Raw genomic sequence first — 24,134 nt, forward strand, 5'->3', positions numbered from 1 at the left:
CGGCATGCTTTTTCTGGAGCCAACATGCAACACCTTCATGCCTGCAGCAACCCCACCCCGGAAGCCCTGTATCCTTTCGACGCACGCGGCATCGCCAAGCGGTTCCGCCATGCCGCCATCTTCGGTGCGCTCGACGCGCTGCAAGTCGGTGAGACCATGCGTTTCTGCAACGACCACGACCCGCTGCCGCTGCTCGCCCAGTTGCAACAGCGTTACGGTGCACACCTCGACATCGAGTACAAGCAACGCGAGCCGGGCGCCATCGTGATCGACTTTAAGGTGGTTGGCTGATTGCTGCTGACGGCGAGCCTGTGCCTCCTTTCCTTGTTTGTCAGCGCCGGATTGGCGCTGAATGGAGTGGGCTCGCCGGCTGCCGTCGTGCATGTGGCATTCGCCGTCGGCATTTTGCCGCTGATCCTGGCGGCGATGATTCATTTCGTCCCGGTGCTGACACGCACCGGCGACGCTGAGCGCTTTATCCGCGTCATCCCGCACGGCGCACAGCTATTCGGTCTGGCCGTCCCCTTGGCGATGCTAGGAATGCTGCCGTATCACAGCCTTTTGGCCACTGCTGCGGTGGACATCGTTTTTGCGGCAATTTTGCTCGTCTGGTTCCGGCGCCGGGCCAAGGCGACACTGGGATCGCCGCATCCGGGCTGGCGCTGGTACGCGGCGGCCTTGATTTGCCTGATCGCCGCCCTGTGCGCTGTCTTCGCATTGATCCTGTGGCCTGCCGGCTGGCGGGCGTGGCGCCTTTTCCATCTGCACCTGAACACCCTCGGCCTGGTCGGACTGGCCGCCTTCGGCACCTTGCCCGTTTTGCTGCCGACGGCGCTGGGCCGGCCCGACCCGGATGCCGCCGCCTGGCTGAAACGTCGGCTCTGGCTACTGGGCTGCGGCGCGCTTCTGGTCGCCTTTGGCAGTGCGTGGTGGTGGCCGCTTTCGGTGGCCGGCGGTTCGATCCTGTTCGTCGGCATCTTCAGCCTGCTTGGCCAGTGGCTGCGGCGCAACGGCTTGGCGACGCTGTTGACCGATGGCGTCACGGCTTCTCTGTTGGCGGCGGTCGTCGGCTATCTGCTCGCCTTGGCAGCGGGCGCCGTGCATGCGGCAGGCCTGTTCGCTGCCGATACGGCGGTGCTGGCCTGGGGCATCGGCTTCCTGTTGCCCTTGGTGACCGGCGCCTTGAGCCAGTTGCTGCCGGTTTGGCGTTGGCCTGGGCCGCAAACGCCGGCACGCCATCTGATGCGGCAACGCCTGGCGGCCACCGGGCAGTGGCGCGCTGGTCTGGCCTTGCTGGCTGCGGTCTGTTTGCTGGCCGGTGAATTCACTGCTGCAGCATCGATGGCCGCATCGATGCTGGCCTTATTTGCCATCGGCGTCGTTCAGGCGGTTCGCGTCGAGGCGTCGACGCGGTAAAATCGCGGTTTTTCGCTTTCCAGGTTTTCGCCATGCGCTACATCTCGACCCGCGGCCAGTCCGCGCCCCAGGCTTTCTGCGACATCCTCCTCGGCGGCCTGGCCCCGGATGGCGGCCTCTACCTGCCGGAAAGCTACCCGCAAGTCAGCAAGGCCGATCTCGACGCTTGGCGCAAGCTGTCCTACGCCGACCTGGCCTACGAAATCCTATCGCGTTTCATCGACGACATCCCGGCGGCCGACCTCAAGGCCATCGTCGCCGAGACCTATACCGCCCAGGTTTATTGCCACACGCGCAACGGCGGCAATGCGGCGGAAATCACGCCGCTGACCAAGCTGGCCGACAATCTCTACACGCAGGAACTGTCCAACGGCCCGACCCTGGCCTTCAAGGACATGGCCATGCAGTTGCTCGGCAACCTGTTCGAATACGTTCTCGACAAGCGCGGCGAATCGATCAACATTCTCGGCGCGACCTCCGGCGACACCGGTTCCGCCGCCGAATATGCCATGCGCGGCAAGCACAACGTCAAGGTCTTCATGCTGTCGCCGGACGGCAAGATGAGCGCCTTCCAGCGCGCCCAGATGTATTCGCTGCAAGACGCCAACATCTTCAACATCGCCGTGCGCGGCATGTTCGACGATGCGCAGGACATTGTGAAGGCCGTTTCCAACGATGCCGCCTTCAAGAAGCAGTACAAGATCGGCGCGGTCAATTCGATCAACTGGGCCCGTGTCGCGGCGCAGATCGTCTATTACTTCCAGGGTTACTTCCTGGCCACGAAGTCGAGCGACGAGCAGGTTTCCTTTACCGTGCCGTCAGGCAATTTCGGCAATATCTGCGCCGGCCACATCGCCCGTCAGATGGGCCTGCCGATCAAGCAGCTGGTGCTCGCCACCAACGAAAACGACGTGCTCGACGAGTTCTTCAAGACTGGCGTCTATCGTCCGCGCACCTCGGCCGAAACCAACGTCACCTCCAGTCCGTCGATGGACATTTCCAAGGCCTCGAACTTCGAGCGCTTCGTATTCGATCTGGTGGGCCGCGATTCCGCTATCGTGCGCGAGCTGTGGGCCAAGGTGGACAAAGGCGAGGCTTTCGACCTCTCTGCTACGGTGCACTGGGCAAAAATGCCGAATTTTGGTTTCGTCTCGGGCAAGAGCACGCACGCCGACCGCCTGCAGACCATCCGTTTTGCCAACGAGACCTACAAGGTCATGGTCGATACCCACACCGCCGACGGCCTCAAGGTGGCGCTGGAGCATCGCGAAGCCAACGTCCCGATGATCGTCCTGGAAACCGCGCAGCCGGCCAAGTTTGAAGAAACGATCCGTGAAGCGCTGAACCAGGAGCCGGTGCGTCCGGCCGATCTGAAGGGTATCGAGAGCCTGCCGCAGCGGGTCGTGGTCATGGACCCGGATGTCGCGGCGATCAAGCAGTTCATCGTCGAGCGGGTCTGATCGCCAGAAACTCACGACAAGGGCGGCTGCGGCCGCCCTTTGTTTTTTCATCACGAATAGGAGGAGCCCCATGACGCAATTCGATCACGAAGCCTTCTGGTCAGCCCGCTACCGCGATGCCGGCGAAGATTACCTGTTCGGCACGGCACCCAATCGCTTTCTGGCGGAGCAGGAGGCCTTGTTCCAGCCCGGCATGCAGGTTTTGTCCGTGGCCGATGGAGAGGGGCGCAATTCGGTTTGGCTGGCGGAACTCGGATGCTCGGTGACGGCTACGGAAATATCCGCCGTGGCCTTGGCCAAGGCACAAAAGCTGGCCCATGGTCGGCACGTGTCGGTGGATTTCGTGCAAGCCGATCTATTGAGCTGGAACTGGCCGCAGACGACCTATGATGCCATCGTCGGCATCTTCATCCAGTTCGTCGGACCGAAGGAGCGGGACAGCCTGTTCGCCGCGATGAAACAGGCGTTGAAGCCTGGTGGTGTGTTGCTGCTACAAGGCTACACGCCAAAGCAGCTTGAATACCGTACAGGTGGGCCGTCGGCCGTGGAAAACCTGTATACGGGGGAGTTATTGCGCCAAGCTTTCGATACTTGGGAGATCGTTCTGCTCAAGGAGCACGAGGCGGAGATCAGCGAAGGCCGCGCCCATGTCGGCCGTTCAGCTTTGATCGATCTGGTGGTGCGTAAACCTACAGGTAGATGACCGCCGGGAAAACAGCAGCTGCCAGAACCAGAACGAGCCATTCGAGGTTGTGCCGTGCCAGAAAACCGGTGAAGTGCAAGACAAGAATCGTAATGGCGACGACGTAAAACAGCGCGAACAGCATGCCGAACCCCCTTATGTCTATATCATTATCGATGCATTTGGGGATTATGACGTTTTTTTGGACAAAAGCCTAGTTAACAAAACGCATCGACAGATCGAGTGCCTTGACGTCCTTGGTCAGGGCGCCAACCGAGATACGATCCACGCCGGTTTCGGCAATGCCGCGTATCGTTTCCAGCGTGACATTACCGGACGCTTCGAGAATGGCGCGACCAGCGTTGATCACGGCCGCCTCGCGCATCATCTCCAGGCTGAAGTTGTCGAGCAGGATCATCTTGGCGCCGGCTTCCAGGGCTTGCTTTAGTTCGTCGAGACTTTCAACCTCGATCTGGATGAACTTGCAACGATCCTTGGCCTGTTCGGCAACGGTCTTCGCCGCAGCCATGGCCTGGGCGATGCCGCCAGCGGCGTGGATATGGTTTTCCTTGATCAGGATGGCATCCCACAACGCCAGGCGATGGTTACCGCCGCCGCCGCAACGGACGGCAAATTTCTGAGCGATGCGCAAGCCGGGCAGGGTCTTGCGCGTATCGACCACCTGCGCCTTGGTGCCGGTGATGGCATCGGCGTAGATGCGTGCCTTGCTGGCAACGGCAGAAAGCAATTGCAGGAAATTGAGAGCACTGCGCTCGGCGGTAAGCAGGGCGCGGCCATTGCCGGTAATCTCGCACAGCAGCTGGTTAGCACCGATGCGTTCGCCGTCGGCCGCGTGCCAGGTCACTTTGGCGCTCGGGTCGAGGCGGGCGACACAGGCGTCGAACCAGGCCGTTCCGCACAGCACGCCGGCCTCGCGGCAAATCACCGTCGCCTTGACCGAGCGATCGCCGGGAACGAGGCTGGCCGTCAGGTCGCCGGCACCGACATCCTCGGTCAGGGCAGCATCGACGTTACGGGAAATTTCGGCGGCAAGGGGATAGTCGAATTCGATGGGCATGGCGTTCGGCAAACGGCTGTCGAAAACCGTTATTGTACCTGCTTGGGCCGGCCGTTTCGGCAGCTTGCCGTTGCTCAACTTATTGGGCTGGGAGGAATCCGTGCACGCCCAACCATCCGTTGAATACCTGTCGTGCCGCATTGACCACTTCGCCGGCAGTCAAACCGATTTGGCCGATGCCTTGGTCGACCAGACAGTCGGCAGCTGCCCCGTGCAAATGAACGCCGGCGAGCAGGGCTTCTTCGGCGGGCCAGCCTTGGGCGAGCAGGGCTGCGATCAGGCCAGTTAACACGTCGCCCATGCCGGCACTGGCCATGCCGGGGTTGCCGGAAGTATTGATCCACCACCGGCCGCTGACCGAGGCGACGACGGTGCCGCAGCCCTTCAGCGCAACATGGCTGCGATACCGCCGGGCCAGTTCCTTGGCGCTGCCGATACGGTCGCGCTGAACATCGCCGACCGTAACCCCGAGAAGGCGCGCAGCCTCGGCAGGATGCGGGGTCTGGAGGGTGGCTGCTTTCCGTTTCTCTACTTGGCTTTGCAATTGGGGACTGCCGGCCAGGATATTGAGGGCATCGGCGTCGAGGACGATCGGCGCCGTAGACTCCAGGCTTTGTTCGACCACGCCGACGGCTTCATCGGTGGTACCGAGGCCGGGGCCGCAGGCGAGGGCATCGAGTTCGGTTTGCAGCAGAGCATTGGCATTGCGTAGCATCAGTTCCGGTTGCAAGGGATCGACCGGCGGTGCCGTCGGGTCAAGCAGTCCCAGATAGACGCGCCCGGCCCCCAGCTTGAGTGCGGCGCGACCGGCCAGCAAGGCGGCACCGAGCATCGAGCGGTTGCCGCCCAGAATGCCGGCATTGCCAAAGCTACCCTTGTGCGAATTGTACGGGCGGGATTTCAGATAGGGCAGGAAGGCATTGGTCGTGAGGATGGCACCATCGGCCGCTTGCGTCGTGGCGATGCCAAGGTCGGCAATGCTGATCTGGCCGCAATGATCGGGGCCATCTGCGGTGTACAGGCCCGGTTTGGCAGAAATGAAGGTGACGGTGTGGCTGGCCCGGATACAGGGAGTGAAGGCAGTGCCGCTGTCGGCGTTCAGACCGGAGGGGCAGTCGAGGGCGAGAAGCGGGCAGGCATCGCGTTCTGCCAAGCGGTTGGCCGCACCGATCCATTCGGCGTAGCGGCTTTCCGGGGCACGGGTCAGTCCGATGCCGAACAGGCCATCGACGATCAGCCCCCAATGCTGGCCATCGGGGATGTATTCGGTCGTCGTGCCGCCGGCTTCGACGAAACGCCGGTAGGCCGCTGCCGCGTCTTTCGGCAAGTGCGCCGGGTCGCCGGCAAAGACGATCGCCACCAGGAAGAAACGTTCCCGTAACAGGCGGGCGGCTTCGAAGGCATCGCCACCGTTGTTGCCGGGGCCCGCCAGGATCAGGATCGGCCGGTTGTGATCGGTCGCCAGTTCGCCGGCCAGGTCGGCAGCAGCCAGTCCGGCCCGCTGCATCAACGGCTGCTCGGTAAATTCGGCCTCGATCGAGCGCAGCGAGGAGGACAGGAAGAGTTCGGTCGGTTTGCTCATGACCATTGGATTCTAGCGCGCCACGCTATGGACGGGGCCGCCGATGTTTCAGAATCAGGGCAAACAACTCTTCCGGGTCGATCGGCTTGGAAATGTGGGCGACCATGCCCGAAGCGGTGCAGGCTTCGCGCTCTTCCGGCAGGGCGTGGGCGGTTTGCCCGATGATCGGCAGGGTCGAATCCAGACTCAGCAGTTCGCGCGATGCCTCGTGGCCGTTCATGACCGGCATCTGGATATCCATCAGCACGATGTCGAAAGCATCGGTGCCCTGCGCTTTCACTGCATCCACTGCGGCGCGGCCATCACCGACGATATGGGGGATCGCACCGGCATCGTTCAGGAGTTCCTGCATGATGTGCTGGTTGATGTCGATATCCTCGGCGACCAATACCCGAATGCCGGCCAGCGATTTGTCGCAGTCCTCGACAAGGGGCTCGGCCAGCGATGAGACACTGTCCTGTGTGGCAACAGGAGTGAAGGGCAGGCTGACCTCGAAACAACTGCCGACCTCAGGCGTACTCGTTACCTTGATCGTGCCGCCGAGCAACCGAACGATATGGTCGGTAATGGCCAGCCCGAGGCCGGTGCCGCCGAAGCGCCGGCTCATCGTGTTGTCACCCTGCTCGAAGGGGTTGAAGATCTTGTCCAGTTGATCCGGCGTGATGCCGATGCCGGTGTCGCTGATACGGAAACAGAGACGGTCGTTTTCCCGATAGGCATCGAGGGTGACCGAACCACTGTCGGTGAACTTGACCGAATTGGAGAGCAGGTTGAGCAGGACTTGCCGCAAACGCAGCGCATCGCTGCGGCAATGAGCCGGCAGATCGGCACTCTTTTGCAGTGTCAGCACCAGCCCCTTGGCGTTGGCCCGGTCCCGCATGAGTTCGATGGTTTCGTCGAGCACGTCGTTCAGATCGATTTCGTTCTGCTCAATCTTCATCATGCCGGCTTCCATCTTCGAGAAGTCGAGGATGTCGTTCAGAATACCGAGGAGCAATTGCCCGGAATGGGTGATCTTGCTGAAGGCATCGTGCGCCTTGCTGCCTTCTTCGGTGGCTTTCTGACCGATGCGCGCCATGCCGAGAACTCCGTGCAGCGGGGTGCGGATTTCGTGGCTCATCTTCGCCAGAAACTCGCTCTTGGCCTTGGCCAGATGTTCGGCATCGGCCCGAGCTTGCTCCAGGTCGGCGGTGCGCAGTTCGACCAATTGCTCGAGATGGTCGCGATAGACCGAAATTTCTGCATCCTTGCGCTGGTGCTCGGCGATGGCCTCACGCAGGTCGGCCTCCATCGACTTCAACTCGGAGATATCGGTCACCACCCCGAAAATGGTCACGTAGTCGCCATTGGAGCGCTCCGGTATGCCCCGCACAAGCAGCCATTTGATGCGCCCGTCCGGCAGACTGATACGGTATTCGAAATGCAAGGGCAGCATCGTATCGGCGCATTCCTTGAGGGCGCGAAGGTAATGCTCGCGATCCTCCGGGTGGGCCATTTGGCGAATGATGTCCGAACTGTCCTGAACGTCCGTCGGCGAAATGCCATAGAGTTCTCGAATGCCATCGCTGGCAAACGGGAAGTCGCCGTGACCATCGGCGTGGATGCGGTACTGGAAAACCATGCCGGGAACGCTGGAGACGATGCGCTTGACCCGGGTATTTGCCGCATGTTCGGCCGCTTTCTCTTCCTCGGCGATGATGACCTTCTGCAGGGCGTTGAAGCTCGCCACCAAGGCGCCCACTTCATCTTCCCGCCGGATCGGGATCGATTGGCGCGGAATCTCGCCCAGTCGCATCTTCTCGACATACGAAAATGCCTCGCCAAGCGGTGCCAGCTGCCGGCGAAGCCAGAACCAGCTGAGAATGCCGGCAAGCAGGGTCAGCACGACAGATATCGTCATCAACTGATTCTGCAGGTCGGTGATGGGTGCAAAAGCCTCAGAGGTCGGGAGAACCGATTGCATCAGCCAGCCGGTCGTCGGAATGATCTTGCTGGATGAGAGTTCGACAACGCCACGCGAACTGCGGGCGACGCCGGAGCCTTCGAAACCGTTGATGTATTTGTCGTAAACCGGGTTGATTCCCGGCGGCGGACCTTTTTTCAGAACGCGCGCCGGGTCGGACGACGCGACATAGCTGCGGGTTTTGGGATCGGTGATGATGTAGTCGCCGGTCTGCCCATAACGGGTTCGGCTGATTTCATCGAGGAAGTTTGGTTTGGCGAGATTGGTTACCCCAACCACCGAGCCGATCACCACGCCCTCGCTGTTCTGGATGGGCTGCATCATGGCCACAATGGGGGCATTTGTGTGTCCGCTGAGGAAAGGTTCGGTGACGAAGCCGCGTTGGCCAGACAACGTCTCCCGAATTCCCGGGTAGGCGGAAAAATCCACACCGGATCGACCGAGTGCTTCAGGAATGCTGGCGATGCCGATACCGTTCCGGTCAGTGACGACTACCCCCCAATTGAACAATATTTCGGGTAGCGGATAGCGTTCAAGGGCGGCTTGAATGCCACTTCCTCCAGTTGTGGTTTGCGCGGAGAGGGTTTGTGCCAAGCTATCCAGAATACCTACGCGCTCCCGTAGCGACCGATCGATCTCCACCGCGATCAGCGAGACCGTGGAAAACTGGCGGGCTGAGAGCGAGTCTTCCAATTCGTTTCGCAGGTTATGGAGGGTCAGTAGCACGGCCGTCCACAGGATCAGGAGGCTCAGAGCCACCATACCGACTGCAATTCTCGCCCTCAGCGAAACTCGACGAAGTTTTGCAACGAATCCGTCCATGCGCCCCAGTCTCTCCGCAACCCCAGCCAATCAGGCTAACTATAATTTTTGGATTAGCTTATCTGCCCCAGGCTATTTTTGCGAGTTCTATCGTATTTCGGTGAATATGTACCGTATCGTCGATATTCCTGGCATAGCCACCAGCCATGCTGATGGCGAGCGGCAATTCGGCTTGGCGGCAGCGCTGGAAAACCCGGCGGTCACGCTCGAGCAGGCCGGAAAAGCTCAGGCCGAGCCGGCCCAGACGGTCGTCCTGATAGGGGTCGGCACCAGCCAGGTAGATGACGAGATCGGGCCGTGCGAGGTCGAAGGCGGTGTCGAGGCCGTGATCGAGATGTAGCAGGTAGGCTTCGTCGGTGCAGCCGTCGGGCAACTCGATATCGAGGTCGCTTTCTTCCTTGTCGAAGGGATAGTTGCGTGCGCCGTGGATGGAGAAGGTGAAGATGCTGTCGTCGCCCCGCAGAATGCTGGCGGTGCCGTTGCCTTGATGCACGTCGCAATCGACGATCAGGATGCGCCCGGCACGCCCCTCGGCCTGCATGGCGCGGGCCGCGACGGCGGCGTCGTTGAAGACGCAGAAACCTTCGCCGTGATCGGCGAAGGCATGGTGCGTGCCGCCGGCGAGGTTGGCCGAAACGCCATCGGCCAAGGCGGCGCGGCAGGCGCCGATGGTTGCTCCGGCCGAGCGCCGCGAGCGTTCGACCATGCCTTCGCTCCACGGGAAGCCGATGGCTTTTTTTGCCTTTTCGTCGAGTGCACCGCAGGAGACAGCCTGAATGTAGGCTGGATCGTGTGCGCGGGCGAGTTCTTCGTCCGTGGCGGCGTGCGGCAGGTGGAAATCGGCCTCGCTGAACCTGCCGCCACTAAGCAGCGCCTGACGCAGCCGGGCGTACTTCTCCATCGGAAAACGATGGCCCGGCGGCAGCGGCAGGACGAAGACGTCGGTGTAAAAGAGTTTCACGGCCGACGTCGGAGACTGCTTAGTTCAGCGTGGCGGAAAGCTTGCGGCGGTATTCGCGGACGAGGTCGTCGTACTGCTCGCCACCCAGCGCTTCGAACAAATTGAGCAACGCGGTGCGGCCGGCGCCTTGCTCGTAGAAACGATCGCGGCGAACGACTTCGAGTGCGGCGTCCAGCGCTTCGCGGAAGCGGCTCTGCGCGGCGTAAGCCTTGGACAGTTCAAGGCGGGTGGCGTGGTCGTCCGGGGCGGCTTCCAGCTTGGCTTCGAGCGGTGCGGTGTCGGCCGCGCCTTCGAGCAGGGCCAGGCGGGCGCGCAGGGCGTTGGCGCGGTCCGGCTCGTTGGTGTATTCGCCGCCGAGCAGTTGCTTGGCCTCGTCGTTGCGGCCGAGTTGCATCAAGACTTCGATGGCGTCGAGCTGGATGGCCTGATCCTGCGGATTGGCGTGGCTGGCTTCGACCAGCTTGGCGAGCGCTTCTTCGAACTTGCCTTCAGCGACCAGCGCGGCGGCTTCTTCGCGCAGGTTGCCGCCGGGGCCGGCCGGCAGGGCGATGCGGTCGAGGAACTCGCGCACCTGGCTTTCCGGCAACGCGCCGTTGAATTCATCGACCAGCTGGCCCTGGTAAACCACCTTGACCGATGGAATGCTGCGCACGCCGAAGTGCTGGGCGATTTCCGGGTTTTCGTCGGAGTTGATCTTGGCGAGCAGGAAACGGCCCTTGTACTCCTCGGCCAGCTTTTCCAGCATCGGCTTCAAGGTCTGGCAGGGTTGGCACCACGGTGCCCAGAAGTCGATGACGACCGGCACTTCGAGCGAAGGTTGCAGCACCTTGGCCTGGAAATCTTCGAGGGAAACGTCGAAAGCGAATTGGGATTGGTCGGACATGGGCTTACCTGTGATTTAAAGTCGGACGAATTCTACCGTTTGCCGGAAGCCGGCGGGGGCTTGCAGCCTGAGGGCCGGTGTTTCGCCGGCCAGCCAGTCGGCAAGTTGACATGGTAGATCGGGGTGGTCGGGGTGGCCTTCGGCCCTACTCTCTATTAGATGGAGTCGTGCAGGCGAATTATCAAGTGCTTTGTCGCCGAGCAGCAGCCAGTGGCTACAGGCCTCGTCACCCCAGGCATCGAGCTGCGCACAGAGAACTTGTTGGCAGCGGCCTGCGGCCAGCCACCGATCGGCCAGCATCAGCAGCGTTGTCCAATGCGCCTGTCCGTCGACGTTGAGCGGGCAATGGCTGGCGGCGATCAGGCCGGGCAGATAGGGCTGAATCTGGGCGGAGGCGATCGCTGGCTGGGTGGCGAGAAAGTCGTAAGGCATGGGTTCGCCACCTTCGTCCATTTCGTCGAGCAACGCGAGGGTTTCCTGCCGCGGGCCGCTGGTCGATTGCCAAAGCAGCAGTGTTGGCAACTTGCGACGTTCCGGCGGCAGACAGGCCAGCGCGCCGACCAAGGTCAGTTGCGTCAGGGCGGCGGCGCGGCGTAACGGTTTGCCGAGCGTGGCGCGAACGGCGTCAGCCAGTTCGGCCGGCGTGAAAGTCTGGTTGAGGCAGGCATGCAGGTGGCTCATGCGCGCTCCACGACCAGGTTGGCCAGGCCGCCGCCGAAGCCGATCAGGTTGAGCAGCAGGCGGTCGATGTGCCGGGGCTCGACGGACAGCGTCGGCGACAGACCGATGTCTGGGTCAATTTCGGAAAAGCCGGGCGTGCCTGGAATGAAACCGGCGTCGAGGCAGGCGAGCAGGGCGCTCAACTCGGCAATGCCGCTCGCGCCCAACGTGTGGCCGAGATAAGGCTTGAGCGAGACGAGCGGCGGCAACGCATCCCCAAACACCTGGCGCAGGGCATTGGCTTCGGCGAGATCGGTGCCGGGCGAGCCGGCGGCTTGCAGCTTGATCAGTTGAATATCGGCCGGCTCGGTTTTTGCCGTTTTCAGACAGTGCACCGCAGCAGCGGCAATCGGGCCGCCTTGCGGGTCGGGGCCGGTGGTCGAATAGGCGTCGAGCCCGACACTCAGGCCGGCAATGCGCCAGGCGCCGGGCTGGGCAGTGAGATGCACGGCGGCCAGCGCTTCGCCGAGGACCAAGCCGTTGCGCTGGCGGTCGAAGGGGCGACAGACATCGGGCGAGAGCAATTCCATCGAGGCGAAGCCAGCCAAGGTGCTGGCGTTGGCGAGTTCGACGCCGAGCACCAGCGCGTCGTCGATGATGCCGGCGGCAATCAGTGTGGCGGCGGCATCCAGTGCCGAAAAGCCTGAAACGCAGGCGTTGGAAAAACAGGTGCGCGAGCCGCTCAGGCCGAGCCAGTTCGCCAGCTCATCGGCAAAGGAGGCGCAGGCGCGCGGCAGGTCGAAGTACTGCCTTTGCTGCTCGAAGAGGCCCATCTGGAACGAGGAGGAGGCAACGAAGAGCGGCGTCTCGGCGGCCAGCCCAGACAATTGGGCACGCAGGGCAGCGCAGGCTTGTTCGGCCCGTTTCAGCCAATCGTTCTCGGCAAACGGCAGGGCGAAATAGGGAAACGTCCGCTCGCCCAGACGTCGCTGCGCACAGGCTGTTTCACCGGCCAGGATTGCTACTGTCGCCTCGACGACCGACAGTCCGCGGGCGCTGACCAGCGCATTTGCGGCGAGATGGACCGGGCGACTCATCCGCGCGTGGTGAGCCAGGCGGCGAGATGGTCGGCCAGCGTACCGACATTGGCCATGACGCGGCGGGTTTCCTTGCTGTCCGGCAGGCGCAGGCCGTATTTCTTCTTGATCGCCATCGAGACTTGCAGGGCGTCGAGCGAATCGAGCTGGAGTGGGGCTTCGGAGCCGAACAGGAGTTCGTCGTCGCGGATGGAGTCCGGGTCGCAATCCTTGTCGCAGGCTTCGACGATCAGTGCTTTGAGTTCATGGCGCAGGTCGGCGGTCATGGGGTTTCGCGGTGATTGAGCCAGACGGCGGCGAGCAGGGCGGTGGCCGCGCAGGCAAGCAGAAGGGAAAGGCTGGGCAGGATGGCGACGAAGCCGCCGTGGCGCAGCATCACGGTATGGAATCCGTCGAGGCCCCAGGCCATGGGCGAGAAGGCGGCGACAGTCTGCATCGTGGCCGGCATCATGAACCTCGGTACCATGATGCCGCCGATGGCGCCCATCAGGATGTTGCCGATGCCGCCGACGACCACCGCCTGCTGCGTCGTGCGGGCCAGCGTGGCGACCAGCAGCGCACAGGAAACGGCGGCCAGGCTGACGGCGGCGGCGACCAGCCACCATAGCGCCAGGCTACCGCCCGTCGGCATGACCAGCGCTTCGCCGCCGAGCAGCGGCACGACATGGATGCCGACCAGCACCATCAGTACCGCCTGAATCTGATTGACCACGAAATACGGCAGCAGCTTGCCGGCCAGCACATGGCGGAAAGGCAGACCCATCGCGGCCAGGCGTTGCAGCGTACCCTGCTGGCGCTCGCCGACGAAGAGCGCCGACATCGGCACGACGACGAAGAACATGGCAAAAACCAGCCATGCCGGCACGTTCTGCTGGACGGAAGAGGGCGGGCGCACATTACGTTCGTTTTGGACGGCTTCGCTGAGGATTTCGTCCGGCCAATCGCGTTCGCCGCTGGCGCCGGCGGTGGGCAGGCCGAACAGCTTGCCGGCGCTGCGGGTCAGTTCGTCGGCGCGCACCGCGCCCAAAGCAGCCGCCGTCTGGTTGCGGAAAGCGAGTTGCAGCGCCGGATTGAGCGTCGGGTCGACGAGCAGCGTCAGCGGCACGGTCGGCTGTCCATCGACACCGCCGGGCGCCAGCAGGCGCTCGCCGAAGCCTTTGGGCAGGATCAGCGCCAGTGCGACCTGGCTCTGGCGAATGGCGGCGCGGGCGGCGGCATCGCTATCTTCCACCGTCACCCGGCGGAAAGCTGCCTTGTCGAGACGACGGATCAAGGCCTGCGAATGGGCGCTATGGTCGAGATCGACCACGGTGTAAGCAACATTGACCGAGGCACCCGGCGAAAAGGCATCGTGCAGCGCCAGGGTCATGACCAGGATGAAGATCACCGGCATCAGGAAGAGCGCGGCGAGGCCGTGCCGGTCGCGCAGCAGGGCGAGGGTTTCCTTGCGCCAGAGGGCGGTCAAACGGCGCATGCTTCAGTCCCTCAGCGAGCGTTGGGTGAGCCGCATGAACACCTGCTCCAGGTTCGGCCGGCCGACATGCAGGCGCAGTGGTTCGCTGCCGGCGGCGGCCAGTGTGGCGAGGGTTTCGCTCACTGCTGCGGTGCACTGCACTTTTTTGGCAAAAACCAGCGGCGCGATTTCTTCAGCGGCAAGTTGTTCAAGCAAACCGGCGGACGGCGGCGCGGCCAGCTGGAATTCCATCTGCTGGCCCTCCACACCGAGCAGTTCGTCCAGCGTGCCCTCGGCCAGCACCTGGCCACGGTCGAGAATGGCGAGCCTGGCGCACAGGTTTTCCACCTCTTCCATGTAGTGGCTGGTGTAGATCACCGTGGTGCCGCGCACCGGCAGCGTGGCGATGGCATCGAGCAGGAAACGCCGCGACTGCGGATCGACGCCGACGGTGGGCTCGTCGAGCAGCAACAGGCGCGGCCGGCCGAGCAGGCCGATGGCCAAATTGAGACGGCGACGCAGGCCGCCGGAGAGCTGCTCGGCGCGTTTGTCGGCGACTTGCTCCAGGCGGGCGAAAGCGATCGCCTCGGCGACCCGCTCCTCGGCCAGCGCTGTAGGCAGATCAAGAATGCCGGCGAAGAAGCGCAGGTTCTCACGCACACTGAGCATCGGGTAAAAGGCGTAATCCTGCGGCACCAGCGCGACGGCAGCCGGATCGGCGGCGCGTTGCTCGGCCAGGGTACGGCCATCGAGCTTTATTTCCCCGGATTGCACCTTGAACAGGCCGGCGAGCAAGGAGATCAGTGTCGTCTTGCCAGCGCCGTTCGGGCCGAGCAGGCCATAGACGCCGCCATCCGGAATGCGCAGCGAGACATCGCGCAGGGCCGGGCCGTGGGCATCCCGATAGGCATGGCTCAGGCCGGCGATATCGAGCATCAGAGGGCGCGCCGCAGATCGCGGAAGAAGGTTTGTTCGCGGTCGGCGATGCCGCGCAGCTTGTCGCCCAGCGTCGGCATGTGCAGCGGATCGCGGTTACGGATCATGCGTGCGGTAGCGAGGGCGAACTCGCGCCATTCGTCGCCGATGTCGATCAGGGTGTCGGCCAGTTCGTTGAACGTCGGCTTGGCCAGTTTCTCGGCGACTTCCTGCAGGAAGGCTGCGTAGATGAAACGGAAGCCACCGCCGCCGGTGCCGATTTCTTCCTGCATGCGCACGACCTGGCCGATGAAAAGCTTGGTCTGCTCCGGGTTGCCGGCCGCATTCTGGCCTTCGATGGCCTTGGCCAGCCGACGGATGCCGCGCACGCCGATGATGGGCAGCGGCGAGTCGAGCATGATGCGTGTCGTTTTCTTGATCGCCTTGGGCAGGGCCTTGGCCCAGTTCGGCTCTTGCGGCTTATTCTCGGCATAATAGAGCAGCCCCTTGGGCGCCAGCGCGCCGCGCGCGAAGCGGGCCTTGGCAAGATCGACCGCTGGGCAGGTCACCGGCTCTTCGCCGACGGGGTCGGACAGCAGGTAGTCGCCGCTGGCGGCATCTCGCCCGTAAGCCAGTACGTTGTGAGCATTGAAGTGAAAGCGCAGGTCCGGCGGCATGTAGGGCAGCCAGAAGACCGAGGTTTGCAGGCCGACGACCTTGCCTTCGCTGAGCAACGCGTCAAGACGCTGTTCCGCGGCTTCCTGCGAGCGGAAGGTCTCGAAGCGCATCTTCAGGCCGAGCGGCTTTTGCAGGCCCTTGATGATGAACTTGGGCGGCATGCGGTAGGCGACCAGCGGCAGACCGTTGATCTTGATGATCGGCAGGTAGGCGAAGGATAGTGCCGACGACAGGCCGAAGGCCATCGCCTCGCTGAGCGGCAGGCCGAGATGGCGCACCATCGAGGAAATCACGCCGCTCTCGCAATGTGCCGCCTGACTGTGCTGGAAATTAGGCACGACGCTCACGGCACGGCCTTCAGTTGTTCGATGCTTAGCCCCATGGCCTCGCCGTAACGCTCGAGCAGGGCGGGCGAAAGGCGGGCGAAAATTTCCGGACGGAAATGGCGGCGAATGCGCCACTGCCAGAGCCCGGTCGCCTGCGCCAGCATCGGCACGTCCAGGCGGGCACGGTGCATGTGAACTTCGAGCGGCGAGGTCAAACCGGCTATGCAGCGGGCGCGGGCATCCTCGGCCAGGCGAACGAGGTCTTCGACGGCCTGCTGATTGACGATTTCCTCGACCTTCCAGCCACTCGACTGCACCATGCGCAGCTTGCCATCCTCGCCGCGCGCATAGAGCGCCTTGCGATGGCCGCCGAGGGTGATGTTGCCTTCCTGCGGGACGTCCTGCTCGTTCATCAGCCGGCCTGATCGACGACGGTGAGCTGCATCAGCGAACCGGTAAAACGGCCGCTCTCCGGGATGAAGCACAGGATGCGCTCGCCCTTGGCCAGGCGGCCGCTGCGGAAAAGCTCGTCGAGCATGATGTAGATCGACGCCGAGCCGGTGTTGCCCTTGGTGTGCAGATTAGTGAACCATTTTTCCTGCGGCACGATGAAGTCCTGAAGCGCCATGCAGTCGACAATAGGCTGGCGGAAGTACTCGGACGACATGTGGGGCAGGAACCAGTCCACCTGGTCTGCCGTCAGTCCGCGCTTGACCTTGGTCTGGGCCAGCACGTTGCCGAAGGTCAGTTCGACGACGGATTCGTTGAGCAAGCGGACATCCTGCTTGACCGGGAAGATCGATTGCTCGATCCATTCCGTCGGCTGATATTCCTGCCAGCCCTTGAATGCCCCATCGGCCTGCTTATCACCACCGGCGTACATGCAAACCGGTGCGTTATTGGCTTGCGAAAGGACGTCGATCCAGTCGATGCGCAATGACAGTCCTTCGACTCTGGGCGTCGGCTGGAGCAGGAGGGCACCCGCGCCATCGGAAAGCATCCAGCGCAGGAAATCCTTCTCAAAGGCGATTTCGGGATTGGTTTCGAGGGCGGCGACACGGTGTGCCGATTCCTGATCGAAGTTACGCGCCAACAGGCCGCCGGAAGCGCGCTCCGAGCCGGTGGCGACGGCGTTTTTCGCTTCGCCGGCCAGCACCGACAGCCAGGCGTATTTCAAGGCGGTGAGACCGGAAACGCAGATACCCGCGGTGGCCACCACCTCGCAGGCCGGAATGCCCAGTTCGCCATGCACCATCACGCCGTGGTTGGGCATCAATTGGTCGGGGCAGGAGGTGCCGCAGGCGAGGCAGTCGATGGAGTCGATGGCAAAGCCTTCGGCTTGCAAACGGCGAATCGCCTCGGCGGTGAGTTCGGCGTTGGAGTGGGTGAATTGGCCGGTGGCCGGATCGACGGCGTAATGGCGTTGCCGTATGCCGTTGCTGCGCAGGACGACCCGGCGGGCGCGAGAAGGCTTGCCACCAACCATGCCGAGAACTTTTTCGATGTCGTCATTGCCGACGGGCGCGTTCGGCAGGAAAGCCGACGTATTGTTGATATAGACCGCGCGGTTAAGAGGCATATTTGTGCAGATTGAATTCTTGCGAACCGGAGGGTTGTTCGAGCTCTTCCTTCAGGCGCGCCAGGCGCGGCCGAAGAACGGGCGAAAGCAACCATTGTAACAATAGGGACAAGGGAACCACCGAGATCACCATCACAATGAGATAGGTGGCAAACACGGCGAGAATCGGACGGCGCCGCCATTGACCGCGTTGGCCGAAGGCTCGGATCAGCCGCGACCAGATACGAAAGGCCCGGAAGGCGGCACGCTCACTCAGCGCCAGGCGCGGAATCACGGTGACGGCGCGGAGGCCGCTCAGCATTGCAGCGTCGCCGGCTTCCTGGTTTTGCTCCAGGGCCTCGGCCAACGCGTGACCGAAGCGCGCAGCCCCTTCGATTTCTGTGGGCGCCACGCCGGCCGGTGGCAGGCCGAGCCAAGCATTGCGCTTACCGGTCAGCACCCAGCGCGGTGTGGTGATGAAGGTGGCCAGCGGGTGCCCCTGGTCGGTAAAGGCAATATGGTCGCGCAGCTTGCCGCCAGCGTCGGCGATCAGTCGCTTCATCGTTTCCTGGGCTGACAGCCACATGTTGCGGCACGCCACCAGCGTGACGACCGGCTTGCCGGCGATCAGGGCACGCCCTTCGGGACTTTTCAGGAAAGCGGTCATCGGCAGTGAAGGCGAGAGATACCAGACCTGATAGGTCAGGATGACCAGATCGAAGTCTTCGCTCGTGTCGACGTTCAGCGGCTGCAGCGGTGGCGCATCGAGCTGGACGCATTCGGGAAAGGCATCGACGAAATCGACGATCGACCAGGGCCAGGGAAATGACTTCTCCGGCATCAGGGTTTCGACATGCACCTGATGTCCGGCCGCGCGCAGGGGCGCGACGACGCGGGCAGTGATGTCGGCCAGTTGACCGGTCTGCGAATAGGTGACGACGAGAACCTTTTTCAAAGGAGGCTAAGCGGCTGAAAAACCGCGAATTCTAGCAAAACAGAGCGCATTAAACGATCAATGGAAAATTCTCTTGGAATCCCGCGGCGAGAAGATGGGCTTGGGAAATTCGCACCTTATCGGCTATCATTCTGCTTTCCCGCAGCTAGTCTTTCCATGACCAAATACGTTTTCGTTACGGGTGGTGTCGTGTCCTCTCTGGGCAAAGGCATCGCCGCCGCGTCGCTGGGGGCCATTCTGGAATCCCGCGGCATCAAGGTTACCCATCTCAAGCTCGACCCCTACATCAACGTCGACCCCGGCACGATGAGTCCGTTCCAACACGGCGAAGTGTTCGTGACCGACGACGGTGCCGAGACCGATCTCGATCTCGGCCACTACGAGCGCTTCACCAGCGCCAAGATGAGCAAGCGCAACAACTTCACGACCGGTCAGGTGTACGACACGGTACTGAAGAAGGAGCGTCGCGGCGAGTATCTGGGCAAGACCGTCCAGGTCATTCCGCATATCACCGACGAAATCAAGAGCAAGGTCAAGGCCGGTGCCGAAGGCGCCGATGTGGCCCTGGTCGAAGTCGGTGGTACGGTCGGCGACATCGAATCTCTGCCGTTCCTCGAAGCCATCCGTCAGATGGGCATCGAAGAAGGCCGCAATAACGTCTGCTACATGCACCTGACGCTGTTGCCCTATATCCCGACCGCCGGCGAACTGAAGACCAAGCCGACCCAGCACTCCGTCAAGGAATTGCGCGAAATCGGTATTCAGCCGGACATCCTGCTGTGCCGTGCCGACCGCTCGATTCCGGTCGAAGAGCGCCGCAAGATCGCCTTGTTCTGCAATGTGATGCCGGAAGCCGTGATCGAGTGCCTGGACGCCGATTCCATCTACAAGATTCCGGGCATGCTGCACGAGCAGATGCTGGACGAGATCGTCTGCCACAAGCTGGGCATCCTGGCCAAAGCGGCCGACCTGTCGGTCTGGGAAAAGCTGATCGAGGCGATGGAGCACCCGCAGAATACCGTCAAGATCGCTTTCGTCGGCAAGTACGTCGATCTGACCGAGTCCTACAAGTCGCTGATCGAAGCGATCAAGCACGCTGGCATCCATACCCGTTGCAAGGTCGATATCGAATACATCGACTCCGAGAATATTGAAAAGGAAGGCACCGGCATCCTCAAGGATATGGACGCCATTCTGGTGCCGGGCGGCTTCGGTCGTCGCGGCACCGAGGGCAAGATCGAAGCCATCCGCTACGCTCGCGAGAACAAGGTGCCTTACCTTGGCATCTGCCTCGGCATGCAGATGGCGGTGGTCGAATACGCCCGCCACGTGGCCGGCCTGAAGGGCGCCCACTCGACCGAATTCGACAGCGCGACGCCTTACCCGGTAATCGGCTTGATCACCGAATGGCTGGATGCCTCCGGCAAGATCGAGAAGCGCGGAGAGGATTCTGATCTCGGCGGTACCATGCGTCTCGGCGCCCAGGTTTGCCAGCTGAAGGAGGGCACCAAGGCCCGCGAAATCTACGGTGCCCCGGAAATCACCGAACGCCATCGTCACCGCTACGAAGTCAACAACACCCTGTTGGCCAAGCTGGAAGAGAAGGGCCTGGTCGTCGCCGGTCGTGCCCCGGGTACCGACCTGTGCGAAATGGTCGAGCTGCCGGCCGACGTCCATCCGTGGTTCGTCGCTTGCCAGTTCCATCCGGAGTTCACCTCCAATCCGCGCCAGGGCCATCCGCTGTTCTCGTCCTACGTCAAGGCCGCACTGGCCAACCAACAGGCAAAAGGCAAATGAAACTCTGCGGTTTCGAGGCTGGTCTTGACCAGCCTTTTTTCCTGATCGCCGGGCCTTGCACCGCCGAATCCGAACAGTTGTGCGTCGATGTCGCCGCACACATGAAGGAAGTCTGCGGTGCACTGGGTATTCCGTACATTTTCAAGGCTTCCTACGACAAGGCGAACCGCAGCTCCGGCAAATCGGTGCGCGGCCCCGGCATCGAGGGCGGTTTGAAGATTCTCGAAGCGGTACGCGCCCAGGTCGGCGTGCCGGTGCTGACCGACGTGCATAGCGAAGCCGATGTGCCGACGGTCGCCTCGGTCGTCGATGTATTACAGACGCCGGCCTTCCTGTGCCGCCAGACCGATTTCATCCATGCCGTCGCCTCGTGCGGCAAGCCGGTGAATATCAAGAAGGGCCAGTTCCTGGCGCCGGGCGACATGAAGAATGTGGTCGACAAGGCAAGGGAAGTGAATGGCGGCGCCGACAACCTCATGGTCTGCGAACGCGGCGCCTCTTTTGGCTACAACAATCTGGTGTCCGATATGCGCTCATTGGCGATCATGCGCGAGACCGGTTGCCCGGTGGTGTTCGATGCCACGCACAGCGTGCAATTGCCGGGCGGGCAGGGCACTACGTCCGGCGGGCAACGCGAATTCGTCCCGGTGCTGGCTCGCGCTGCGGTCGCGGTCGGTATCTCCGGTCTGTTCATGGAAACCCATCCCTATCCCGAAAAGGCCTTCTCCGACGGTCCGAACAGCTGGCCGCTGGCGCGCATGGAAAGCCTGCTCAAGACCTTGGTGGCTCTCGATAAAGCGGTCAAATCGGCGGGCTTCGAGGAGTTGAAGTGAGCCAGAAAGGCTATCTGATTGCCGAAGCCAAGGTTTCCGACATCACCGCCTACGAGGTCTACAAGGATTTGGCGCAGACCGCTATCGCCCAGTATGGCGGCCGCTATCTGGTGCGCGGCGGTGCTGTCGAAATGCTCGAGGGTAACTGGAAGAACATTCCGCGTCTGGTGATTGTTGAGTTCGATTCGGTCGATCAGGCAAAACGCTTTTATCATTCGCCCGAATATCAAGCTGCCCGCAAGGCGCGCGAAAATGCCGCGGAAATGAACATGCTGGTTGTGGCCGGTATTGAGAATTTAGTTTAAGTAGTTAGTTCAACCTTCTGATAATAAGGAAGAAATATGAGTTCCATCGTTGATGTAGTTGCACGAGAGATTCTGGATTCCCGTGGCAATCCCACGGTCGAAGCCGACGTTCTGCTGGAATCCGGCGTCATGGGTCGCGCGGCCGTTCCGTCCGGTGCTTCCACCGGTTCACGCGAGGCCATCGAGCTGCGCGACGGCGACGCTTCCCGTTACCTCGGCAAGGGCGTCATGCAGGCCGTTGAAAACATCAATACCGAGATTTCCGAAGCCATCATCGGTCTCGATGCCCAGGAACAGGCCTTCATCGACCAGACCATGATCGAGCTGGACGGTACCGACAACAAGTCCCGCCTCGGCGCCAACGCCATCCTGGCCGTCTCGATGGCAGTCGCCAAGGCGGCTGCCGAAGAATCCGGCCTGCCGCTGTATCGCTACTTTGGGGGCATGAGCCCGATGCAGATGCCGGTGCCGATGATGAACATCATCAACGGTGGCGAGCATGCCAACAATAGCCTGGACATCCAGGAATTCATGGTGATGCCGGTTTCGGCCAACACCTTCCGCGAAGCCCTGCGTTGCGGCGCCGAAATCTTCCACGCACTTAAGAAGCTGCTGGACAAGAAGGGCCACTCGACCGCCGTCGGCGACGAAGGCGGCTTCGCCCCGAATCTGGGCAGCCACGCCGAAGCCCTGCAACTGATCATGCAGGCCATCGAGAACGCCGGTTACGTGCCGGGTCAGGACGTGCTGCTGGCGCTGGACTGCGCCGCTTCGGAGTTCTACAAGGACGGCAAGTACCACCTGTCCGGCGAAGGCCTGCAGCTGACCGCTGCCCAGTTCGTCGACTACCTCGCCAACCTGGCCGACCAGTTCCCGATCGTTTCGATTGAGGACGGCATGGCCGAAGGTGATTGGGACGGCTGGAAACTGCTGACCGACCGCCTGGGCGACAAGGTTCAGATTGTTGGTGACGACCTGTTCGTGACCAACACCAAGATCCTGAAGGAAGGTATTCAGAAGGGCATCGCCAACTCCATCCTGATCAAGATCAACCAGATCGGCACCCTGTCCGAAACCTTCGCCGCGATCGAAATGGCCAAGCGTGCCGGCTACACCGCCGTGATCTCGCACCGTTCGGGCGAAACCGAAGACAGCACCATCGCCGACATCGCCGTCGGCCTGAACGCCGGCCAGATCAAGACCGGTTCGCTGTCCCGTTCCGACCGTATCGCCAAGTACAACCAGCTGCTGCGCATCGAGGAAGATCTCGGCGATACCGCTTCCTACCCGGGGCGCGAAACCTTCTACAACCTGCGTTGATGCCTGAATGCGCTGGCTGACGGTCGGCCTCCTCGTACTGATCGGCCTCCTGCAATACCCGCTGTGGTTGGGTAAGGGAGGCTGGTTGAAGGTATGGGAGTACGACCGGCAATTGCAGGCGCAGAAGGATGTCACCAGGAAGCTGGAAATCAGGAATGCGGGCCTCGACGCCGAGGTCCGCGACTTGAAGCAAGGCTACGACGCCATCGAGGAACGCGCCCGCTTTGAGTTGGGCATGATCAAGCAGGACGAAACCTTCGTCCAGATACCGGAAAAAGTTCCCGGAAAAGCCGCCAAATAAGGCGTGCACCGCAGTAGTCAGCATCTATGACCTCCGTTAGAATGAACTCACTCCCCCAGAGGTTCATCAGGAGAACAATATGCTGCTCAAGGCTGGCGAAAGCGCTCCGAAGTTCAGTTTGCCGGATGCCGATATGGAGAGCATCGATCTGGCAACCTTCCATGGCAAGAAGCACATCGTGCTGTTTTTCTACCCGAAGGACGGAACGCCATGCTGCACCAAGGAAGCAACCGATTTCTCGGATCACGAGGAAGATTTCAAACGTCAGAACTGCGTGCTGTTCGGCATCAGTCGGGATGACTGCCTGAAACACGCGGAATTTCGCGACAAGGAAGGCATCGGCATCGAGTTGCTTTCCGATACCGAAGGCGCCGTCTGCAAGCAATACGGCGTCTGGCAGGCCAAAGAGGTGGATGGCCACAAGAAATTCGGCATCGTCCGCTCCACCTTCATCATCGATCGCGACGGCGTCATCCGCCACGCGCTCTACAACGTCAATTACAAGGGCCATGCACTCGACGTGCTGCGCCTGGTCAAGGAACTCAATTCATGAACATGCAGGTTGCCAAGAATACCGTCATCACCCTCGACTACCACGTCACCGATCCCGATGGCGAGGTCGTCGATGAAGGCCGCGAGCCGCTGGTGTACCTGCACGGCGGCTACGACGACATCTTCCCGAAGATCGAGGAAGCGCTGCAGGGCAAGAAGATCGGCGAATCGGTTCAGGTCAAGCTGCAGCCGGATGAGGCCTTCGGCGAATACGACTCCAGCCTGGTACAGATCGAGCCGCGTAAGGATTTCCCCAAGGAGCTGCAGGTCGGCATGCAGTTCGAAGGCGGCCCTGAAGATGGCGAAGAGGACGATTTCGTCATCTATCGCGTGACCGACATCGAGGGTGACAAGGTTGTGCTCGACGGCAACCATCCGCTTGCCGGCATGGCCCTGGTTTTCACTTGCACAGTCACGGCGGTTCGCCCGGCCAGCACCGAAGAGGTCGAGCACGGCCACGTCCATAATCCGGACGACGAAGGCGAAACCTGCCACTAAGCCGCAGAATCACCGATAAGAAAAAGCCCGCTCGTGCGG

The 24,134-nt window shown here is 62.0% G+C and carries 26 protein-coding genes; 11 read left to right on the top strand and 15 right to left on the bottom strand.

Annotated elements, in window-relative coordinates:
* Positions 1 to 24 precede the first annotated feature (24 nt).
* From WIF35_RS03245 to WIF35_RS03260, 4 genes are all read left to right on the top strand, one after another.
* Complete coding sequence (locus WIF35_RS03245) at positions 25 to 291, top strand: DUF2249 domain-containing protein (RefSeq protein ID WP_412480139.1); 267 nt, start codon at positions 25 to 27, stop codon at positions 289 to 291.
* Positions 292 to 1,416 (top strand): hypothetical protein, encoded by a 1,125-nt coding sequence (locus WIF35_RS03250; RefSeq protein ID WP_412480140.1) that lies wholly within the window; start codon positions 292 to 294, stop codon positions 1,414 to 1,416.
* A gap of 32 nt (positions 1,417 to 1,448) precedes the next feature.
* Positions 1,449 to 2,876, top strand: coding sequence for a threonine synthase (gene thrC, locus WIF35_RS03255; RefSeq protein WP_412480141.1), 1,428 nt, complete (start codon positions 1,449 to 1,451; stop codon positions 2,874 to 2,876).
* 70 nt (positions 2,877 to 2,946) lie between these two features.
* Positions 2,947 to 3,579, top strand: a complete 633-nt coding sequence (locus WIF35_RS03260; protein ID WP_412480142.1) for an SAM-dependent methyltransferase — start codon at positions 2,947 to 2,949, stop codon at positions 3,577 to 3,579.
* Here WIF35_RS03260 and WIF35_RS03265 read toward each other — a convergent pair.
* From WIF35_RS03265 to WIF35_RS03335, 15 genes are all read right to left on the bottom strand, one after another.
* Positions 3,566 to 3,703, bottom strand: a complete 138-nt coding sequence (locus WIF35_RS03265) for a hypothetical protein (protein ID WP_412480143.1) — start codon at positions 3,701 to 3,703, stop codon at positions 3,566 to 3,568. The genes WIF35_RS03260 and WIF35_RS03265 overlap by 14 nt on opposite strands.
* A 69-nt stretch (positions 3,704 to 3,772) precedes the next feature.
* The gene (nadC, locus tag WIF35_RS03270; protein ID WP_412480144.1) at positions 3,773 to 4,636 is read right to left on the bottom strand and encodes a carboxylating nicotinate-nucleotide diphosphorylase; all 864 of its coding nucleotides are present in this window, start codon (positions 4,634 to 4,636) and stop codon (positions 3,773 to 3,775) included.
* Between the two features lie 79 nt (positions 4,637 to 4,715).
* Positions 4,716 to 6,218, bottom strand: a complete 1,503-nt coding sequence (locus WIF35_RS03275) for an NAD(P)H-hydrate dehydratase (RefSeq protein WP_412480145.1) — start codon at positions 6,216 to 6,218, stop codon at positions 4,716 to 4,718.
* 25 nt (positions 6,219 to 6,243) lie between these two features.
* On the bottom strand, positions 6,244 to 8,943 hold the full coding sequence (locus WIF35_RS03280; RefSeq protein ID WP_412480146.1) for an ATP-binding protein: 2,700 nt from the start codon (positions 8,941 to 8,943) through the stop codon (positions 6,244 to 6,246).
* Between the two features lie 118 nt (positions 8,944 to 9,061).
* Positions 9,062 to 9,964, bottom strand: coding sequence for a histone deacetylase (locus WIF35_RS03285; RefSeq protein WP_412480147.1), 903 nt, complete (start codon positions 9,962 to 9,964; stop codon positions 9,062 to 9,064).
* 19 nt (positions 9,965 to 9,983) lie between these two features.
* On the bottom strand, positions 9,984 to 10,847 hold the full coding sequence (locus tag WIF35_RS03290; RefSeq protein WP_412480148.1) for a tetratricopeptide repeat protein: 864 nt from the start codon (positions 10,845 to 10,847) through the stop codon (positions 9,984 to 9,986).
* A 15-nt stretch (positions 10,848 to 10,862) separates the two neighbouring features.
* Positions 10,863 to 11,528: a hypothetical protein gene (locus WIF35_RS03295; RefSeq protein ID WP_412480149.1), complete on the bottom strand. Its 666-nt coding sequence runs from the start codon at positions 11,526 to 11,528 to the stop codon at positions 10,863 to 10,865.
* Positions 11,525 to 12,604, bottom strand: a complete 1,080-nt coding sequence (locus WIF35_RS03300) for a beta-ketoacyl synthase N-terminal-like domain-containing protein (protein WP_412480150.1) — start codon at positions 12,602 to 12,604, stop codon at positions 11,525 to 11,527. Before WIF35_RS03300 ends, WIF35_RS03295 begins: the two co-directional genes overlap by 4 nt.
* Complete coding sequence (locus WIF35_RS03305; RefSeq protein WP_412480151.1) at positions 12,601 to 12,870, bottom strand: acyl carrier protein; 270 nt, start codon at positions 12,868 to 12,870, stop codon at positions 12,601 to 12,603. Before WIF35_RS03305 ends, WIF35_RS03300 begins: the two co-directional genes overlap by 4 nt.
* Positions 12,867 to 14,078, bottom strand: coding sequence for an ABC transporter permease (locus WIF35_RS03310; protein WP_412480152.1), 1,212 nt, complete (start codon positions 14,076 to 14,078; stop codon positions 12,867 to 12,869). Before WIF35_RS03310 ends, WIF35_RS03305 begins: the two co-directional genes overlap by 4 nt.
* Before the next feature lie 3 nt (positions 14,079 to 14,081).
* A complete protein-coding gene (locus WIF35_RS03315; RefSeq protein WP_412480153.1) occupies positions 14,082 to 14,993 on the bottom strand; it encodes an ABC transporter ATP-binding protein in 912 nt (303 codons plus the stop codon).
* Entirely contained in the window at positions 14,993 to 15,997 is a 1,005-nt protein-coding gene (locus tag WIF35_RS03320; protein ID WP_412480154.1) for a BtrH N-terminal domain-containing protein, read from the bottom strand. Before WIF35_RS03320 ends, WIF35_RS03315 begins: the two co-directional genes overlap by 1 nt.
* A complete protein-coding gene (locus WIF35_RS03325; protein ID WP_412480155.1) occupies positions 15,994 to 16,389 on the bottom strand; it encodes a hypothetical protein in 396 nt (131 codons plus the stop codon). Before WIF35_RS03325 ends, WIF35_RS03320 begins: the two co-directional genes overlap by 4 nt.
* Positions 16,389 to 17,555, bottom strand: coding sequence for a beta-ketoacyl-ACP synthase III (locus tag WIF35_RS03330; RefSeq protein ID WP_412480156.1), 1,167 nt, complete (start codon positions 17,553 to 17,555; stop codon positions 16,389 to 16,391). Before WIF35_RS03330 ends, WIF35_RS03325 begins: the two co-directional genes overlap by 1 nt.
* The gene (locus WIF35_RS03335; RefSeq protein ID WP_412480157.1) at positions 17,545 to 18,489 is read right to left on the bottom strand and encodes a dialkylrecorsinol condensing enzyme; all 945 of its coding nucleotides are present in this window, start codon (positions 18,487 to 18,489) and stop codon (positions 17,545 to 17,547) included. Before WIF35_RS03335 ends, WIF35_RS03330 begins: the two co-directional genes overlap by 11 nt.
* 156 nt (positions 18,490 to 18,645) lie before the next feature.
* On the opposite strand from WIF35_RS03335, the gene WIF35_RS03340 reads away from it, so the two are divergent.
* From WIF35_RS03340 to WIF35_RS03370, 7 genes are all read left to right on the top strand, one after another.
* Positions 18,646 to 20,286: a CTP synthase gene (locus WIF35_RS03340; protein WP_412480158.1), complete on the top strand. Its 1,641-nt coding sequence runs from the start codon at positions 18,646 to 18,648 to the stop codon at positions 20,284 to 20,286.
* Positions 20,283 to 21,119: a 3-deoxy-8-phosphooctulonate synthase gene (gene kdsA / locus WIF35_RS03345; protein WP_412480159.1), complete on the top strand. Its 837-nt coding sequence runs from the start codon at positions 20,283 to 20,285 to the stop codon at positions 21,117 to 21,119. Before WIF35_RS03340 ends, kdsA begins: the two co-directional genes overlap by 4 nt.
* Positions 21,116 to 21,424: a DUF1330 domain-containing protein gene (locus WIF35_RS03350; RefSeq protein ID WP_412480160.1), complete on the top strand. Its 309-nt coding sequence runs from the start codon at positions 21,116 to 21,118 to the stop codon at positions 21,422 to 21,424. Before kdsA ends, WIF35_RS03350 begins: the two co-directional genes overlap by 4 nt.
* Positions 21,425 to 21,460: 36 nt before the next feature.
* Positions 21,461 to 22,744, top strand: a complete 1,284-nt coding sequence (eno, locus tag WIF35_RS03355) for a phosphopyruvate hydratase (protein ID WP_412480161.1) — start codon at positions 21,461 to 21,463, stop codon at positions 22,742 to 22,744.
* A gap of 7 nt (positions 22,745 to 22,751) precedes the next feature.
* Complete coding sequence (ftsB, locus tag WIF35_RS03360; protein ID WP_412480162.1) at positions 22,752 to 23,045, top strand: cell division protein FtsB; 294 nt, start codon at positions 22,752 to 22,754, stop codon at positions 23,043 to 23,045.
* A gap of 82 nt (positions 23,046 to 23,127) precedes the next feature.
* Positions 23,128 to 23,598: a peroxiredoxin gene (locus tag WIF35_RS03365; protein ID WP_412481208.1), complete on the top strand. Its 471-nt coding sequence runs from the start codon at positions 23,128 to 23,130 to the stop codon at positions 23,596 to 23,598.
* Positions 23,595 to 24,095 carry an FKBP-type peptidyl-prolyl cis-trans isomerase gene (locus tag WIF35_RS03370; protein ID WP_412480163.1) on the top strand — a complete coding sequence of 167 codons (501 nt, stop codon included), beginning with the start codon at positions 23,595 to 23,597 and terminating at the stop codon, positions 24,093 to 24,095. The genes WIF35_RS03365 and WIF35_RS03370 overlap by 4 nt, the downstream gene beginning before the upstream one ends.
* The last annotated feature ends 39 nt before the right edge of the window (positions 24,096 to 24,134 follow it).

The organism is Azonexus sp. IMCC34839 (assembly GCF_047047955.1).
Lineage (GTDB): Bacteria > Pseudomonadota > Gammaproteobacteria > Burkholderiales > Rhodocyclaceae > Azonexus.

What these genes read in the sequence shown, in the direction of transcription:
- WIF35_RS03280 (WP_412480146.1), bottom strand. Translation starts at nt 8,943, where the DNA reads ATGGTGGCTCTGAGCCTCCTGATCCTGTGGACGGCCGTGCTACTGACC.
- ftsB (WP_412480162.1), top strand. Translation starts at nt 22,752, where the DNA reads ATGCGCTGGCTGACGGTCGGCCTCCTCGTACTGATCGGCCTCCTGCAA.
- eno (WP_412480161.1), top strand. Translation starts at nt 21,461, where the DNA reads ATGAGTTCCATCGTTGATGTAGTTGCACGAGAGATTCTGGATTCCCGT.
- WIF35_RS03295 (WP_412480149.1), bottom strand. Translation starts at nt 11,528, where the DNA reads ATGAGCCACCTGCATGCCTGCCTCAACCAGACTTTCACGCCGGCCGAA.
- thrC (WP_412480141.1), top strand. Translation starts at nt 1,449, where the DNA reads ATGCGCTACATCTCGACCCGCGGCCAGTCCGCGCCCCAGGCTTTCTGC.
- WIF35_RS03300 (WP_412480150.1), bottom strand. Translation starts at nt 12,604, where the DNA reads ATGAGTCGCCCGGTCCATCTCGCCGCAAATGCGCTGGTCAGCGCCCGC.
- WIF35_RS03275 (WP_412480145.1), bottom strand. Translation starts at nt 6,218, where the DNA reads ATGAGCAAACCGACCGAACTCTTCCTGTCCTCCTCGCTGCGCTCGATC.
- kdsA (WP_412480159.1), top strand. Translation starts at nt 20,283, where the DNA reads ATGAAACTCTGCGGTTTCGAGGCTGGTCTTGACCAGCCTTTTTTCCTG.
- WIF35_RS03305 (WP_412480151.1), bottom strand. Translation starts at nt 12,870, where the DNA reads ATGACCGCCGACCTGCGCCATGAACTCAAAGCACTGATCGTCGAAGCC.
- WIF35_RS03315 (WP_412480153.1), bottom strand. Translation starts at nt 14,993, where the DNA reads ATGCTCGATATCGCCGGCCTGAGCCATGCCTATCGGGATGCCCACGGC.
- WIF35_RS03325 (WP_412480155.1), bottom strand. Translation starts at nt 16,389, where the DNA reads ATGAACGAGCAGGACGTCCCGCAGGAAGGCAACATCACCCTCGGCGGC.
- WIF35_RS03265 (WP_412480143.1), bottom strand. Translation starts at nt 3,703, where the DNA reads ATGCTGTTCGCGCTGTTTTACGTCGTCGCCATTACGATTCTTGTCTTG.
- WIF35_RS03245 (WP_412480139.1), top strand. Translation starts at nt 25, where the DNA reads ATGCAACACCTTCATGCCTGCAGCAACCCCACCCCGGAAGCCCTGTAT.
- WIF35_RS03340 (WP_412480158.1), top strand. Translation starts at nt 18,646, where the DNA reads ATGACCAAATACGTTTTCGTTACGGGTGGTGTCGTGTCCTCTCTGGGC.
- nadC (WP_412480144.1), bottom strand. Translation starts at nt 4,636, where the DNA reads ATGCCCATCGAATTCGACTATCCCCTTGCCGCCGAAATTTCCCGTAAC.
- WIF35_RS03370 (WP_412480163.1), top strand. Translation starts at nt 23,595, where the DNA reads ATGAACATGCAGGTTGCCAAGAATACCGTCATCACCCTCGACTACCAC.
- WIF35_RS03330 (WP_412480156.1), bottom strand. Translation starts at nt 17,555, where the DNA reads ATGCCTCTTAACCGCGCGGTCTATATCAACAATACGTCGGCTTTCCTG.
- WIF35_RS03260 (WP_412480142.1), top strand. Translation starts at nt 2,947, where the DNA reads ATGACGCAATTCGATCACGAAGCCTTCTGGTCAGCCCGCTACCGCGAT.
- WIF35_RS03290 (WP_412480148.1), bottom strand. Translation starts at nt 10,847, where the DNA reads ATGTCCGACCAATCCCAATTCGCTTTCGACGTTTCCCTCGAAGATTTC.
- WIF35_RS03310 (WP_412480152.1), bottom strand. Translation starts at nt 14,078, where the DNA reads ATGCGCCGTTTGACCGCCCTCTGGCGCAAGGAAACCCTCGCCCTGCTG.